The organism is Streptomyces sp. NPDC127595 (assembly GCF_042671685.1).
Taxonomy (GTDB): domain Bacteria; phylum Actinomycetota; class Actinomycetes; order Streptomycetales; family Streptomycetaceae; genus Streptomyces.
The window spans coordinates 221,774-234,487 of sequence record NZ_JBHXWK010000011.1 but is presented as its reverse complement, the minus strand read 5'-3'; the positions used below and the strand labels follow the sequence as shown (position 1 = coordinate 234,487).

Below are 12,714 nucleotides of genomic sequence, written 5' to 3'. Positions count from 1 at the left end.
GAGTCCTTAGGGCTGGTAGCCGGTGCCGTAGAGCAGCACACCGACGACGGTGGATGAGGCGGGGACGGCGGCGAGCCAGGCTGCGAGCCACCAGCGGCGGCGGGTGGCGTGGTGCAGCAGGAGTGTGGTGGCGCCGACGGCGTACCAGAAGATCGCCTGAAGGCTGACCAGGCTGGTCGCCGCGATCCACGCGGTGACGTAGGTGGCGTAGTCGACGAGGCCTGTCGACCAGCCGAGATACGCGGCGGTCGCGTGGTAGGCCAGCCACTTCAGCCGGTACGGGACTGCACCCCACGCGTCGAGGAGCGACTGACGGGGCGACGGCAGCTCGGTGTCCCACGCGCTGCGTGGGGTGTCCGGGCCTGTCTGCTTCCGCCTGCGCCTCTTCCGTTTCCGGGCCTTGGCCGCGGGCTTCGGCTTGTCGGACGCTGCGGCAGCCTCCGGCTCCTCCTCGGGCTCAGCGGGCGCCGGCGCGAGGTCGGTGTCGATGACGTCGTCCAGCCAGTCCCGCGGACGGGCAGTCGGCTTCGGTGGGATCGCGTCGGGTCCTACCTCGCGGGTGCGGAGGATGCTGCGGATGCGGAGCTCGTCGGCGCCTGCCTTCGGCATGGTCATCACGCGCCCCGGAGGTAGCGCTCGACGGTGGCGAGCTTCGCGTTCGGGTCAGCGACCTGGTGGACGTAGCGCAGGACTGCGTCCGGATCGCGGATTCCGGAATCCTTCGCGGTCTGGACTGCGCTCTTCACGTTCATGCGCCCTGCGAGGGTGGGCAGCGGATTGGCGGATCCGGACTGCGGATCCGGTCCGGACTCATCCGGATCCGCGGATCCGCGATCCGGATCGCCGGTCAGTCCGCGCTGCTCGGCGTCGACTGTGGCCTGCCCGCGCTGGAGTTCGCGCCGGATCGGGATCATGGCGAGTTGGCCGTCGACCGCGGCGCGCCGCTTTGCCACCCACTGCTGAGTGCGCGGGTCGAGCGGGCGGGCGTGCACGCGCATGGCGATCATCCAGCCGCCCTTGGCGAGCGCGGATACCGCGGCTCCGACTGCGCCGATGACGAGCTGCCCGGAGACGTAGCCGTGCGCGAAGACCGCACCCATCGACACAGCAAGCGCCCAATGCCCTGCCTTGCGGGGCAGCTTGGCGCGCTCGGGGTCGTAGCGGAGCAGCCACTCGGCGCCCATGCACAGGATCCACGTCGCGTCGAAGGCGACGCCGGCGGCGTAGGCGACGACAGCGATGGTCGAGATGGCGAGGAGCGCGCCGACGGATGTGGTGGTCCAGACGAGGGAGGCGGTGACGAGGACGACGGCGCCGATGGTGACTGCAGCGCGGACGCGTTGGTCCCAGTCGGCAGGTGGTGCTGGTACTTCGATGATCTCGGTGTCGAGGACCATTTCGGTTTCGCCGTCGACGGTGTGTGGGACGAGGCGGGTCCGCTCGATGCGGCGGGTTTTCACGGTGGTCTCCCGGGCGGCGCGGTCAGTTGGCGGTGAGGCAGAGGGCGTACGCCCCGGTGTGGTGGACGTGGTCGGTTTCGGGCACGTCGCGGCACTCGTCGGGGCCGGGGTGGTGGATGGAGCCGACGATGCGGAGCGCGCCCGCGCGGGTGCAGGGGATGCGGTAACCGGTGTGGGTGACGCAGGCGCCGAGCGGCCACACGGAGGCGGTGGTGGGCTTCGGGGCCGGCGTTTTGGTGGGCGTGGGCTGGACGGGCTCGGGCGTCGCCTTGGGCTGTGCGGGCGCGCTGGGTGCCGGGTCGGTCCAGGTGGTGCCGTCGAGCATGGTGTGGGTGACCGCGGCGGCGGTGCCTGCGGGGATGCCGGCGGTGAGGGTGAGGATGGCGAGGACGCGACCGAGGCGGCGGAAGAGCTGGTGCATCAGCTGAGGTCTCCGTGGGATGAGACCGGGCCCGAGCGGGGGGAATGGTCGCTCGGGCCCGGCCGATCGGGGTTGGTCAGATGAGGGCGACGCCGAGCGCGGCGGCCAGGGCGAGGACGCAGAGGAGGAAGAGCGCGCCGCATCCGGTGTTCGGGGCGTTGTCGTAGCTGGCCCGGTCCTGGAGTTCCTTCTGCGAGCGGCCTTGGTTGCTGTGGCTGGGTCGGCGCCACTCGCCGCCGAAGGTGTCGCCCATCAGCGCTGCCCCCTGGCTTCCTGCTGCGCCATGACCTGACGGACGTCGGCCGCGTACTCGCCCTGCGTCAGGCCGTAGGTGAGCGGGACCGAGGCGAGGAGGTACTCCTGCTCCCGGGTGCTGCCCGTGTGCTGGTCGGCGAGGCCGATGAGGGTTTCCTCCGTCATCGGCGTGTCGGGGCTGGCGGTGAGGTCGTCGGCGATCCGGAGGGCCTGGGCGCGCATGGTGGCGTCCTCGGCGGGGGTGACCTGGCTCATGCGCTGACCTGCTGACGCGGGAGCGGGTTCGTCTTGAGGTACTTGGTGAGGGCGCGGCCGGCCTTCGCCTGCGCGGGGTGCCGGAGGAAGGCGCAGAGGTGGCACTCGCGGGCGGTACACGCGTCGGGGCTGTGCCGGGGGGTGGGTTGATCGGTACCGTGTTCCACAGTCATTTCTCCTGGTAGCTCAGGGGATCTGGCTGGCCCTGGCAGGAGTTCGCAGCTCCCGCCAGGGCCGTACTCGTTGTTGCCGACTTCAAAGTACCGACCTTGTTGCCACATGGCAACAAGGTCAGACAGGATGGTGCCCATGGCCGAGGCCGAAGGAGGGCCGGACATGGTGTCTTTCCGCGAGCTAGCACGCAGGCTCGTTGCCGACGGAATCGTCGAACGCATCACCCATCAGCGCGTGTCGAAGATTTCCCAGGACGATCCGCAGTTCCCGCCTGTCGTCCAGATCGGGAGCTCGAAAGCTGTGGACTACCGGCTGGCTGCGCCGTACTTCCGGACGCGGGTCACGCGGCCGGGGTGGCGCACGGACCTGAAGGGCAAGCCTCCGGTGGCCGAGGAGTAGCCGCACGCGGTCTTCCGCCCTGCTGCCCGCGCGCGTACCGTCGACGTTGCATCACAGAGGGGGGCACCCTCGAAGGCCCGCCGCACCCTATGGGGACGGCGGGCCTCGTGCTGCCACAACTAGGCGGCGATCACGCCCTCTGCCCAGATCCGCCCGCAGCTCGTGCAGTGCGCGACCGGGGATGCGCCGGCCCCGCCGTGCATCTCCAGCTGGCCGTCGCAGTCGGGGCAGCGCTTGGCGAGGGGTGCGCGCTGTACCGCGATGTCCAACGCGCGCTCCACACGCTCGGCCGCGCCCGCGGCGACAGCGCCGATGTGGGCCCGCTGCTCCTCGGCGAGCGGCCGGAACGGGCCGTGCTGGTCGGTGATGCGGCAGTACAGCCACAGCGCGGCCTCCTGCGCGGTCCTCGTGCCGGTCCACTTCCAGCGGCGCAGATCGTGGGCGTCCTTCATGGCGAGGAGTTCGCGACGGGCGCGGTCGGCGGCCGGATACGACGCGGGTAGGAGCCCCATGGGGGAGCGCTGGACGGCGGCCGCGGTGATGTCGGCGCATTCGACGAGGGCGGCCTGCACGGTGCGCATGGTGTCGAGGAGCGGGATGCGGAGGGGGGCGGCGGAGTGTCCGGGCTGGGAGGGGTCGCGCTCCAGGGTGCGGAGGGCGAGGGCGCGGTGGCGTTCGGCTTCCTGTTCCTCGTCGTCGAGGCGGTCGAGGGCGGTGAGGTAGTCGGTCATGCGTCCGGCGGGGGGCCAGGTTCGGGTGGCGCGGGTGCCGAGGGCGTCGTGGAGGTCGTTCCAGTGGCGGAGGACGGTGATGAGGTGTGTGGCGGTGGTGGTGGTCATCGCTGCTCCTGGGGCGTGCGGGGCGGTACGGTGTCCAGCACCTGAGGGGCGTGCGCTGTGGTCTGGGGAGATCGGGCGCGCGCCCCTTCGTCATGCTCAGGCTCGGGGCAGGCCGGGGCAGAACACGGCGCTCTCGCCAGGGCCGTACGGCCACGTGTGCGCGTCGTGCCCCTGCTGGAAGGTGCACGACCGCTCGGCTGTGGTCGGGAGGATGGCGACGCTGATCCGGTGTGCGAGCCCGCGCTTGGTGCGCTCGCTGGGGTCGGTGCGTGGTCCGTTGAGGATGGGGTCGACGAGGGCGCTGACGCGGGCGAGGGCTTCGCCGCGCTGCGCGTAGGCGTCGAGGAGTGCATCGAAGCTCTGCTGGGTGGGCATGGTCAGCGCCTCCTCTGTGCGGGTCGGTCGGCGGCCTGGATGGGCTTGTACTCCTCGTCGAGGTAGCCCGCGTCCTGGAGTGCCTTCGCGATCTGGGTGAACTGCTGTGCAGCGGCAGCGACGACAGGGACGAAGGCCTCGGCGACCTGTCGGAGTCCGGCGGTGACGGCCGCCACGGACCGGAGCATCTGTTCGCGTTGCTCGGCTGTGAGTTCGGGGATGCGTACGGGTTCGGTGGCGCGCTCGTGCATGGTCACTTCTCCTTGGGCTCGTCGAGGGCGGCGAGGACGGCCTTGCGTACGTCGTCGGGGCACACGTGGTCGTGGCCGTCCGAGTGAGGCTCGGCGAGCCAGGGCTGTTCGAGGAGCGCGAGCAGGCGGACGAGGGCTTCGTCAGCGGGCCCGGGTGTGCGTACGGCGTCGCGCATCTCGCCCCACGGCAGAGTGCGGATCCGCTGGTACTTCTCCTCGGTGGTGTGGCCGTCCCATTGCGCGCGGGGGTCGGCGACGTCGACGCGTTCGACGTGGGTCAGGAGTTCGAGGTCTCGCGGTGCGATGTGCCAGGACATCTGTCGGCCAGCCACGGTGAGGAAGAGCAGGTGCCAGCGGTTTTCGTCGTCGATGTCGAGGGCGGGGGCGAGGACTGCGTTCGGGCCGTGGAGGGTGGCGAGCCAGGCGAGGAGTTGGGCGCGTTCGCGGTACGCGCCGTCCCGCTCGGCCTCGGCGCGGAGCATCGCCTCGCGGACGTCGGCCACGTCCTCGATGACGCCCCGGATCGGGCCACGATCACTCCGGCCCACCGCTGCGGAGTGCATCTCGGCGATGGTCCCGCACGCCTTGAGATAGTCCTCCTTGAAGCGCTTCGCCTCAGCCTCCCAGTGCTCGGCAGCGCGCGACGCCCCATCGGCCACAGCGACGAACGGTGTGAGCCGGGCGATCTCGGAGCGGGCGTGTCGGAGTTCGATGAGGGCCATGGGCAGGCTGGTCGGCTCGTTGTCGGAGGCGATCTGGTCGGTCATGTGGTCTGGTCCTTTCGGGTGCACTGTGTGGGGTCGTGGTCGCGGCCGGCGGTTGCGGCCCATGCGTCGCAGCACCATCCGGCCATCGCGACGGCGACGACCATGTCGGTGGCAGGCGTCGCGGGCGGTCGGCTGGCGCGTTCGAGGCGTACGAGCGCGGCGCGCAACTCGTCGCGGTGGTAGGCGTGGTGGGCGATCGCTGTGCTGAGGAGGATCGCGCCGGCGGCGAAGAACGCGGTGTAGTGCGGTGCGCCGTTCTCAGCGCTGACCATGGCGCAGCGCACGAGGCCGCAGGCGACGAGGGCGTAGAGGCAGGCGAGGGTGTGTGTGAGGCGGCGCATCAGGGCCTCCTGGTGCGGGTGCGGGCGTAGTGGGCGGCTCGTACGGGTCCGCGGGCCCATGTGGGGCCTGTGCGGTGGCGGATGGCGGGTGCGGCGAGGGGTGTGCCGGTCGCGAGGATGATGAGGGCGACGAAGGCGAGGACTTGGATCACGACGCCTCCCCGCAATCGTGGTCGTCGGGGGCGAAGGGCTGCCCGTCCTGGTCATGCACGACGAGCCCGTCCTCCTCCGTGTACCAGCCGTCGCCGGTCGCACCGCAGGCGCCGCATTCCCAGGTGCCTGCGAGGCTGATGCCGGTGAATCCTCCGCCGCTCATGACCATGTCTCATCGCTCCTTGCCGGGCTGGGACACGGCGGCGGGCCACTCGCCGAGTTCCATCTGCTTGACCCGGGCCTGCCGCAGGATGTTCAGCGTTCGCTCCCGGTTCCCCCACGCGCGGTGCTGCGTCTGCGCCCGCCGGACCTGGCTGTCGATCGCTTCGACGCTGGCGTGCTCAAAGAACTCGGGCCGCAGGCGGTCGATGCGCGCTGGGTCTTCGGCCTGCGTCTCGGGCTGCTGCGCCTCGGCTCCGTCAAGGATCCGCAGCAGGTGCAGGCCTGCGACACGGGTCGGCTCGGTCATCAATTCGCGGGCCCACGCCGTGGCAGTCGCGTGGACCTGCTCCAGCTTCATCTCGGCCTGGCCGAGCGCGGCTTCGTGCCCGCACTCGATAGGATCCGGGCACGACGGGCGGTCCGTGGGCTGCTGTGTCTCGTCGGCCACACGGCGCAGTTCCTCGTCGGCGGCCTCGACAGTCGGGCACGGCCACGGCACGAGGTACTGGTAGCCATCGCCGCCGTCGTAGCTGCACGTCCGGCACTGCATGCTGTCGGGGAAGCCGCTGCCGTCCGGCTTGGGCAGGTGCAGGGCGCGCACGCGGTCGAGGGCCGCCCGGTCGGTGGGTGCAGGCACCGGGACAACGGCGGCGGCGCGCGCCACAGCAGCGGCGAACGCAGCGATGGTGCGCGGGTCATCGAGCACGAGCTGCGGCATGTTCTCGTCGTTGTGGGCGCAGCGCTGCCAGATGGTGACTGCGATGACCTCCATCAGCGGATCGCCGTCCACCCAGACCGCGCTGTCGATGTACGGCTTGGCGGCGGCCTGGAGCGCGAGGCGGGCCTTGAAGTCGTCGACGGCCTTCCGGTCGCCGGGGGTGAGTTGCAAGTTCGGGTTGTTGCCGCAGCGGGGGCCGGCTGTCTGGTCGGTCATGATCGTTTCCCTATATGTGCGTGGGTTGGCGGAACCGGATGACGGCGCGGTCATGCGGCGCCGTGTTCGTCGTCTGTCGTGGGGTGTTGGGGTCTGTCGGGGTGGCTGCCGGTTTCGGGGTCGCAGCTGAGGTGTGTGTCGTATCCGCGTTCGAGTCGGTAGCCGTTGAGGGGCTTTCGGCAGACGGTGCAGAGGGGTTCTTGGGGTTCGTGGTGTTCCTGCGTTCCCTCCCCCGTCCCTCCTCTGGAGGGAGGGACGGGGGGAACGGGGGGCGTTCCTGGTGTTCCCCCGGTGTTACCGGGGAACGTTTGACCTGCACCGTTATGCTCCTGTGATGCGTTCCGGGGAACGTTCCCCGGGAACGTCTCCGGGAACGGGTCGGGGGAACGCTCCGGGGGAACGTTGCCGTGATCCGTTTTGGCCCGGTTTTGGCGGGCCTTGACGATGCGGCTGACCTTCTCGGAGCCGGCCGCGATCTGGAGGTCGGCGAGCTTCGACTTCACGACCCGGTTTCCGGCGTCGAGGGGCACGCCGGCGCGGTCCAGGGCGGCGGTGATGTACTCGTCGGTTCCGGGGATGGTGGCCATGCCGGAGAGCGGTTCGTTCTCGTACGTCATCAGGACGTGGCGGGTGCCGCCGAGGGCCCAGTTGTCGCCGTCGCGGCGGGCCTGGCGGAGGATGACGAAGCTGTCGGGGCCGATGCCGGTGCGGGTGTGGGTGCGGCGCAGGGTGAGGGTGCCGCCGCCCTGGTAGCCCAGCTCCCACACGTGGTCGACGTCCTGTGTCTTGGCGGAGGAGCCTCGGCCGCCGCGGTCCTTGTCCTTGCCGAAGTGGTCGAGGCGTACGGACGCGATGCGGTCGCGCTTCAGGGGGAGGAGGGTGTGGCGGTAGAGGGAGAGCCAGGTGTCGGCGTCGTTCTCGGGTCCGCCGATGAAGCGGGACACGGTGTCGATGACGACGAGTTGGGCGCCGGTGGCTTTGACGAGGGCGATGAGGTCGGCGCCTCCGCCTGCGGTGTCGAGGGGGCGGATGGGCGGGAACGAGGCGTACTTGAGCTGGCCCATGGCGCGCGGTCCGGCGCCGAAGGAGAGGAAGCGTTCCTGGACCTGCTCCTGCCCGTTCTCGGCGTCGAGGTAGAGGATGCGGACGGGCTCCTGCGGGTGGTCGCCGAGGAAGCCCTGGCCGGTGGCCATGCGCCACATCCACTCCTGGGTGAACAGGCTTTTGCCGGCCTTGCCGTCGCCGACGAGGGTGATCTGCTGGCCGGGGCCCATGAGCTTGCCGGGCAGGAGCTGGATGGCGCCGAAGTCGGTGGTGAAGAAGTCGTCCCAGTTGAGGAGTGAGGCGACGAGGTGGGCGGGGCCGCGGCCGGTGTTCTCGCGGAGGGCTTCGACTTGCTGGAAGTCGGCTACGAGCGCGGCGAGTTCGTCGCCTTCGGCCTTGCGGTCGATGGCGGCTTTCAGCGCTGTGGAGTGGGCGTCGTAGCGGCGCTGGCGTGCGGTTTCGGCGATGCGCTCGGCGAAGGCGGCGGCCATGAGGGGGCTGATGGTCTGGCTGCCGAGCCGGTAGATCAGGTTGCCGCCCTCGACGCGGTTGAGGTCGCCCTGCTTCTCGATCTCGGCGCGGATGAGGGCGGGGTGGCACTCCTGCCCGGTGGCGTAGATGCCTGCGGCGGTGTCCCAGATGAGGCGGAGTGAGCGGTTGTAGATGTCCTCGCGGGTGATGAGGAGGGCGCACTCGTCGTAGGCCTGGCGGGAGTGCATGACGATGCCGACGACGTACTCTTCGGCCTCGGCGTCGTGGGGGGATGTGCGGTTGAGGCCGTCGTCGTCCGCCGTGTCGCGCGGGATGTGGCGGACGTTGTCCACGTGCGGGTCTCCTCGGTGGTGCGTGGTGGTGGGGAGGGGTGCCGCGGGCGGGGGCTGGTGGCTCCCGCCCGCGGGGCGGGTCAGGCTGGGGAGCCGTTCAGGATCGGCGTGTCCAGGCCCTCGGCGATGTCGGTGAGGACGTCCGCGAAGGCGGCTTTCACACGCTCTTCGGGCTGTTCGAGCTTGTAGCCGAGGAGGAGGACGCCGCGGTCGATGCGGTACTTGAAGCGGGCCGTCATCCGGTAGGCGTCGGCGCCTTCGAAGGGCGGGACGACGATGGTGAAGGTCTCCGGGATCGCGATCTCGCCCTTGCCGCCGGCGGTGGCCTTGGTGTCCTCGGTGTAGATCAGCTTCCGCTCGCCGGACTGGAGTCGGCTGCTCGACTGGAATTCGGCCTTGGTGCTGGCCTTGATCGACTGGGCGATTTCCAGCATGGTCGCGGAGTCGGGGGTCTCCAGGTACGGGAGTTGGTCCTCGAGGAAGTTGGCGAACGGGTCCTGGTCGAGGAGCTTCCCGTCCTTGCTCAGCCAGTCCTGCCAGGCCTTGGTGCGGCGGAGGCCGAGGATGAGGCGGTGGTCGCCGAAGTCGGCTTCCTCGGCGGAGTGGGCGTTGAGGACGGCGGTGACGGTGAGGGTTTCGACGTCGGAGTAGACCTCGGTGGCGTCGTCCTTGTGCTTGCCGTAGTAGACGAGGAAGGAAGCGGCGTCGCGGACGGTGGTGGTGCCGGTCTTGCGGTCGAGCTGGCCGGTGTACTGGGGGCCGCTGAGGTCGAATTCCTGGATGCCGCCGTTCGCCGTGGCGACGAGGTACACCTGGCCGACCTCGACTTCCTTGGGGGCGAGTGCCTGCTGGGCGAGTGAGGCGACGGCCTGGACGCTGGTTTCGGTGTCAGTCACTTCTGGATGTCCTTGATCTCGGTCTTGGTGGTGGGCAGGTCGCGGACGTCGAATGCCGCGGTCTGGCGGGGGTCGTTGCGGCTGGCGTTGCCCTCGGGATCGACGAAGTAGAGGGAGGGCGTGCCGGACGCCTTGGGGGCCTTCAGCTCGGAGTCGATGGAGATGACGACGGGGTCGCCGTCGATGTGGCCCTTGGGCGGTTCGACGGTGAGCTTGATGACGAGCTGGCCCTTCTTGCCGTGCTCGTTGACGGCGGCGAGGAGGGCGTGCATTTCGGCGCTGATCTCTTCGTGGGCGCGGCCGCCGACGTGCTGGACGATGAAGGCGGCGAACTCGGCGGGCTGTGCCTCGGCCTCGGTCTCGTGCTGGGTTGTCATGTGCTGGTGGTGCCTTTCGTGTTGGTGGTGCTGGTGTGGTTTTGGTGGGCCGGGTGCACCCCTGCTTGGGGGAAGTCGGGGTGCACCCGGGGCGGCCGCAGCGCTGGGGGTGGCGCTGTCAGGTCGGCCGCCGGTCAAGTGGCTTTGTTGGCTGGGCAGTTGGCCCGGTGGTCGGCGATGGGGTTGGAGCGGACGAAGTCGGCGACCTTGGCGCGGCCTGCGACGCGGCGGTGGGTGCCGCAGGCGGTGCACAGGAAGTCGGCGATGGCGGTCTGGCCGGGCTCCATACGGCGTACGGCGAGTCCGCCGATCCACGGGCCGGTCACGCGGCCACGCCCGCCCGGGAGGCGGCCCACTGCGTGCGCTCGCCCACCGAGATCAGATGGCCGGGCAGGACACAGCGTGTGATGCCGCAGTCCGACGTCACCTGCCCGTCGGGGAAGTGCCCGCGGTCGGCGATGTAGCAGGCCTGCTTGTGGGTGTAGACCTGCCCCCCGAAGTGCAGCTTCTTGGGGCCGGTCCAGGCGAGGTGTCCGCCTTCGAGCTGCGAGGTGCGGGCGGCGACAATCTCGGCGAGCGTGCTGGGCTCGGGTGTCTGGTCCCTGGGTGGCCGGCGGGCCTTGGCGATGCGGGCTGCGAGGGCCGCGTTGTTCAATCCCCAGCGTTGTTTGCTGCGGAGGAGGGAGCGGCGTTCGGTTTCGCTGAGGCCGCCCCAGACGCCGTACTCCTCGCGGGTGTCGAGGGCCCATTGCGCGCAGGCTTCGATGACTGGGCATGCTCGGCAGTAGCTCTTGGCGTGCTCGATCTCAAGCACGGTGCTGCCTGGGAACATGGCGTCCGGCTCGACGCGGCAGGCGCCTTGCTTGACCCACTGGCCTGCGGGTTCGAGGGTGTCGGGGGCGCGGGTCGTCATCGGGTCACCGCCTGGTCTTCGGCGCGCCACCGGTTGACGGTGCGCTGTGTGGTCCTCACTCGGTCTGCGATCTCCGAGGCGGCCACGCGTGCCGCGGTGAGGCGGCGGCAGGCGAGGCGGGCCTCTGCCGGGGAGAGGACGGGGTACGGGCGCAGGCCGCGGACGACGCGCTGTACGGCTTCCTCGTCGATCTCCCGGTGGCGGGGGCGCTTCACGGGCGGGGTGTAGCGCAGTGGCCGGGTCGCGTGTTCGAGGTGACGCGCGGCGCCGCGGAATGCCTTGGCCTGTCCGCGGTCGGCTTCGATGGCGGCGGCGGTGCGGAGGAGCCCGGCGAAGTGGCGTGCGCGGCCGGGCTTGAGGCGGACGGTGATCTCGATCATGAGGTCACCGCCGGCGCGTTCAGCGTCCAGACGTGGATGACGCAGCCGGGCACCGACAGCACGTCGTCGGCGTCGGTCTCCGCGTACCACTTGCCGAGCTGCACATACTCGACAACCCGGGCGTCGTCTTTCCACACGACGCCGGTGAGGGCGTCCTCGGTGGAGCGGACCAGCTTGGACAGGTCCGGCGTTCCGGCGGGGCGGGCGGGTGCCGCGTCGCGCAGCAGGTGGGCGTTGCGGCCCGTGCGGTAGTGCCCCTTGGGCCGGGCGAAGGTGAACGTCATGGCGACGGCGAGGGGGCCGTCGAGGACAGTCCAGTCGGCGAGTTGCTCGGTGATCGCGAGGGCGGAGTGCTTGACGTCCTGCCGCCACGGCTTGACCTTCTTGCTGGACTCGACCATGACGCCGTTGCCCATGTGGCGCTTCGAGCCCTGGGGTGCGGGGAGGCCGTGGACGGTGATGCTGATGGTGGGCTCAGGCATTCCGGGCCTCCTCGGCGAGCGGGTCGCGGCTCGGGTTGCGGCAGTCCATGCAGATCAGCTGCCGCGTGATCCGGGTCCGGGCGTGGAGCGTGACCCTGTTCTCCGTGCTGCACAGCGCCGCGGACCTGTCGAGGGCCTCGACGGGGCGGAGCAGCAGGGGGTTCGCTGGCGCGCGGTGCTTGGCGGTCGGTTCGGGCCGGACGTACCAGCGGGCCGCGAGGGCGCCGAGGATGCAGGCGGACAGCAGGATGGCCGCGCCGATGGTGGTCTGGTCGTTCATGCGTGCTCACCTGCCAGGCATGCCGACTCGTTGGCGGCCTGGACCTCGGCGAGCCGCCGCTCGAGGAGACGGGCCCGGTCCCGCTCGCGGAGCGCGACCGCCTCGGGGCGGACCGGACGGCCGGAACGTCCGCCCTCGATGAGCGGCTCGCCCAAGACGACGGCTACCGCCGTGCGGCTCTTCTCCGCGTCGACGAGCTGGCGCATCAGCGCGGCGTCGGCCGTGACGAACTGTTCCGCGCTCGTCTTGGCAGCCGTCCGGAAAGCGTCACGTTCATCGCGGGCGGTGTCCCGCTCGGCACGCAGCCGCTCGGCATCGGCGCGCAGCGCGGCCATGTCGCGCTCGTAGCGGTGTCGGGAAACGAACATCACCACACCTCGCTTTCTGTCGCGCGGGCGAGGTCGTCCGCGATGTTGTAGTCGTCTTTCAGCTCGATCCCGGCCTGCTCCAGATGGGAGGCGAGGTCGGAGAGGCTGTAGTCGTCGCCGCGGTTGTTCGCGACGACCAGGCGGGCGACCGTCGACCGGAACGCGGTCCGTTCGACTTCGCCGTCGATGAGCCGCCAGGCGAGGGCCTGCGCCCCGCGCAGTGCGCGGACGACGGCGGCTGAGTCGGTGCGGTTCTGGTCGGCGTGCCGGAGGTCGCGGAGGGCGAGGAGGACGCCGTCGCTGTCGGCCGCGGCTACGAAGCTGAGGAGCTGCCGGGCCTGGTCGGCCTGGGCTCGGGTCATGG

The 12,714-nt window shown here is 70.6% G+C and carries 25 protein-coding genes; 1 reads left to right on the top strand and 24 read right to left on the bottom strand.

What is annotated here, in order from left to right:
• Nucleotides 1–6: 6 nt before the first annotated feature.
• The 6 genes from ACFVKT_RS31200 to ACFVKT_RS31175 form a co-directional block, all read right to left on the bottom strand.
• A complete protein-coding gene (locus ACFVKT_RS31200) occupies nt 7–615 on the bottom strand; it encodes a hypothetical protein (RefSeq protein WP_385737739.1) in 609 nt (202 codons plus the stop codon).
• Nucleotides 615–1,460, bottom strand: a complete 846-nt coding sequence (locus ACFVKT_RS31195) for a protein transporter Sec31 (protein ID WP_385737737.1) — start codon at nt 1,458–1,460, stop codon at nt 615–617. Before ACFVKT_RS31195 ends, ACFVKT_RS31200 begins: the two co-directional genes overlap by 1 nt.
• A gap of 22 nt (nt 1,461–1,482) precedes the next feature.
• Entirely contained in the window at nt 1,483–1,881 is a 399-nt protein-coding gene (locus tag ACFVKT_RS31190) for a hypothetical protein (protein WP_385737735.1), read from the bottom strand.
• A gap of 76 nt (nt 1,882–1,957) precedes the next feature.
• The gene (locus ACFVKT_RS31185) at nt 1,958–2,134 is read right to left on the bottom strand and encodes a hypothetical protein (RefSeq protein WP_385737733.1); all 177 of its coding nucleotides are present in this window, start codon (nt 2,132–2,134) and stop codon (nt 1,958–1,960) included.
• On the bottom strand, nt 2,134–2,391 hold the full coding sequence (locus ACFVKT_RS31180) for a hypothetical protein (RefSeq protein ID WP_385737731.1): 258 nt from the start codon (nt 2,389–2,391) through the stop codon (nt 2,134–2,136). Before ACFVKT_RS31180 ends, ACFVKT_RS31185 begins: the two co-directional genes overlap by 1 nt.
• Nucleotides 2,388–2,564: a hypothetical protein gene (locus tag ACFVKT_RS31175; protein ID WP_385737729.1), complete on the bottom strand. Its 177-nt coding sequence runs from the start codon at nt 2,562–2,564 to the stop codon at nt 2,388–2,390. Before ACFVKT_RS31175 ends, ACFVKT_RS31180 begins: the two co-directional genes overlap by 4 nt.
• A gap of 136 nt (nt 2,565–2,700) precedes the next feature.
• Between ACFVKT_RS31175 and ACFVKT_RS31170 the strand changes: the two genes are divergently transcribed.
• Nucleotides 2,701–2,964, top strand: a complete 264-nt coding sequence (locus ACFVKT_RS31170) for a hypothetical protein (protein ID WP_385737727.1) — start codon at nt 2,701–2,703, stop codon at nt 2,962–2,964.
• 119 nt (nt 2,965–3,083) lie between these two features.
• Here the strand turns inward: ACFVKT_RS31170 and ACFVKT_RS31165 are convergent, their stop codons facing one another.
• The 18 genes from ACFVKT_RS31165 to ACFVKT_RS31080 all read right to left on the bottom strand — a co-directional run bounded on the left by ACFVKT_RS31165 (nt 3,084) and on the right by ACFVKT_RS31080 (nt 12,712).
• Nucleotides 3,084–3,803 carry a hypothetical protein gene (locus ACFVKT_RS31165; RefSeq protein WP_385737725.1) on the bottom strand — a complete coding sequence of 240 codons (720 nt, stop codon included), beginning with the start codon at nt 3,801–3,803 and terminating at the stop codon, nt 3,084–3,086.
• Between the two features lie 96 nt (nt 3,804–3,899).
• The gene (locus ACFVKT_RS31160) at nt 3,900–4,178 is read right to left on the bottom strand and encodes a hypothetical protein (RefSeq protein WP_385737723.1); all 279 of its coding nucleotides are present in this window, start codon (nt 4,176–4,178) and stop codon (nt 3,900–3,902) included.
• A 2-nt stretch (nt 4,179–4,180) separates the two neighbouring features.
• Nucleotides 4,181–4,429, bottom strand: a complete 249-nt coding sequence (locus tag ACFVKT_RS31155) for a hypothetical protein (protein ID WP_385737722.1) — start codon at nt 4,427–4,429, stop codon at nt 4,181–4,183.
• A gap of 2 nt (nt 4,430–4,431) precedes the next feature.
• Nucleotides 4,432–5,196 carry a hypothetical protein gene (locus tag ACFVKT_RS31150; RefSeq protein WP_385737720.1) on the bottom strand — a complete coding sequence of 255 codons (765 nt, stop codon included), beginning with the start codon at nt 5,194–5,196 and terminating at the stop codon, nt 4,432–4,434.
• A complete protein-coding gene (locus tag ACFVKT_RS31145) occupies nt 5,193–5,537 on the bottom strand; it encodes a hypothetical protein (RefSeq protein WP_385737718.1) in 345 nt (114 codons plus the stop codon). Before ACFVKT_RS31145 ends, ACFVKT_RS31150 begins: the two co-directional genes overlap by 4 nt.
• Nucleotides 5,537–5,689 carry a hypothetical protein gene (locus ACFVKT_RS31140; RefSeq protein WP_385737716.1) on the bottom strand — a complete coding sequence of 51 codons (153 nt, stop codon included), beginning with the start codon at nt 5,687–5,689 and terminating at the stop codon, nt 5,537–5,539. Before ACFVKT_RS31140 ends, ACFVKT_RS31145 begins: the two co-directional genes overlap by 1 nt.
• Nucleotides 5,686–5,853 carry a hypothetical protein gene (locus ACFVKT_RS31135; RefSeq protein ID WP_385737714.1) on the bottom strand — a complete coding sequence of 56 codons (168 nt, stop codon included), beginning with the start codon at nt 5,851–5,853 and terminating at the stop codon, nt 5,686–5,688. The genes ACFVKT_RS31140 and ACFVKT_RS31135 overlap by 4 nt, the downstream gene beginning before the upstream one ends.
• Before the next feature lie 9 nt (nt 5,854–5,862).
• The gene (locus ACFVKT_RS31130) at nt 5,863–6,786 is read right to left on the bottom strand and encodes a hypothetical protein (RefSeq protein WP_385737712.1); all 924 of its coding nucleotides are present in this window, start codon (nt 6,784–6,786) and stop codon (nt 5,863–5,865) included.
• Between the two features lie 50 nt (nt 6,787–6,836).
• Nucleotides 6,837–8,654, bottom strand: a complete 1,818-nt coding sequence (locus ACFVKT_RS31125; RefSeq protein ID WP_385737710.1) for an AAA family ATPase — start codon at nt 8,652–8,654, stop codon at nt 6,837–6,839.
• Nucleotides 8,655–8,734: 80 nt separating this feature from the next.
• Nucleotides 8,735–9,550, bottom strand: a complete 816-nt coding sequence (locus ACFVKT_RS31120) for a DUF2303 family protein (RefSeq protein WP_385737708.1) — start codon at nt 9,548–9,550, stop codon at nt 8,735–8,737.
• A complete protein-coding gene (locus ACFVKT_RS31115) occupies nt 9,547–9,927 on the bottom strand; it encodes a hypothetical protein (protein WP_385737707.1) in 381 nt (126 codons plus the stop codon). The genes ACFVKT_RS31120 and ACFVKT_RS31115 overlap by 4 nt, the downstream gene beginning before the upstream one ends.
• Nucleotides 9,928–10,061: 134 nt before the next feature.
• On the bottom strand, nt 10,062–10,253 hold the full coding sequence (locus tag ACFVKT_RS31110) for a transcription factor WhiB (protein WP_385737705.1): 192 nt from the start codon (nt 10,251–10,253) through the stop codon (nt 10,062–10,064).
• Complete coding sequence (locus ACFVKT_RS31105; protein ID WP_385737703.1) at nt 10,250–10,840, bottom strand: WhiB family transcriptional regulator; 591 nt, start codon at nt 10,838–10,840, stop codon at nt 10,250–10,252. The genes ACFVKT_RS31110 and ACFVKT_RS31105 overlap by 4 nt, the downstream gene beginning before the upstream one ends.
• Entirely contained in the window at nt 10,837–11,220 is a 384-nt protein-coding gene (locus tag ACFVKT_RS31100; protein WP_385737701.1) for a hypothetical protein, read from the bottom strand. Before ACFVKT_RS31100 ends, ACFVKT_RS31105 begins: the two co-directional genes overlap by 4 nt.
• A complete protein-coding gene (locus ACFVKT_RS31095; RefSeq protein ID WP_385737699.1) occupies nt 11,217–11,702 on the bottom strand; it encodes a RusA family crossover junction endodeoxyribonuclease in 486 nt (161 codons plus the stop codon). The genes ACFVKT_RS31100 and ACFVKT_RS31095 overlap by 4 nt, the downstream gene beginning before the upstream one ends.
• Nucleotides 11,695–11,982: a hypothetical protein gene (locus tag ACFVKT_RS31090; protein WP_385737697.1), complete on the bottom strand. Its 288-nt coding sequence runs from the start codon at nt 11,980–11,982 to the stop codon at nt 11,695–11,697. The genes ACFVKT_RS31095 and ACFVKT_RS31090 overlap by 8 nt, the downstream gene beginning before the upstream one ends.
• Complete coding sequence (locus ACFVKT_RS31085; protein WP_385737695.1) at nt 11,979–12,350, bottom strand: hypothetical protein; 372 nt, start codon at nt 12,348–12,350, stop codon at nt 11,979–11,981. Before ACFVKT_RS31085 ends, ACFVKT_RS31090 begins: the two co-directional genes overlap by 4 nt.
• Nucleotides 12,350–12,712, bottom strand: coding sequence for a hypothetical protein (locus ACFVKT_RS31080; RefSeq protein WP_385737693.1), 363 nt, complete (start codon nt 12,710–12,712; stop codon nt 12,350–12,352). Before ACFVKT_RS31080 ends, ACFVKT_RS31085 begins: the two co-directional genes overlap by 1 nt.
• Between the last annotated feature and the right edge of the window lie 2 nt (nt 12,713–12,714).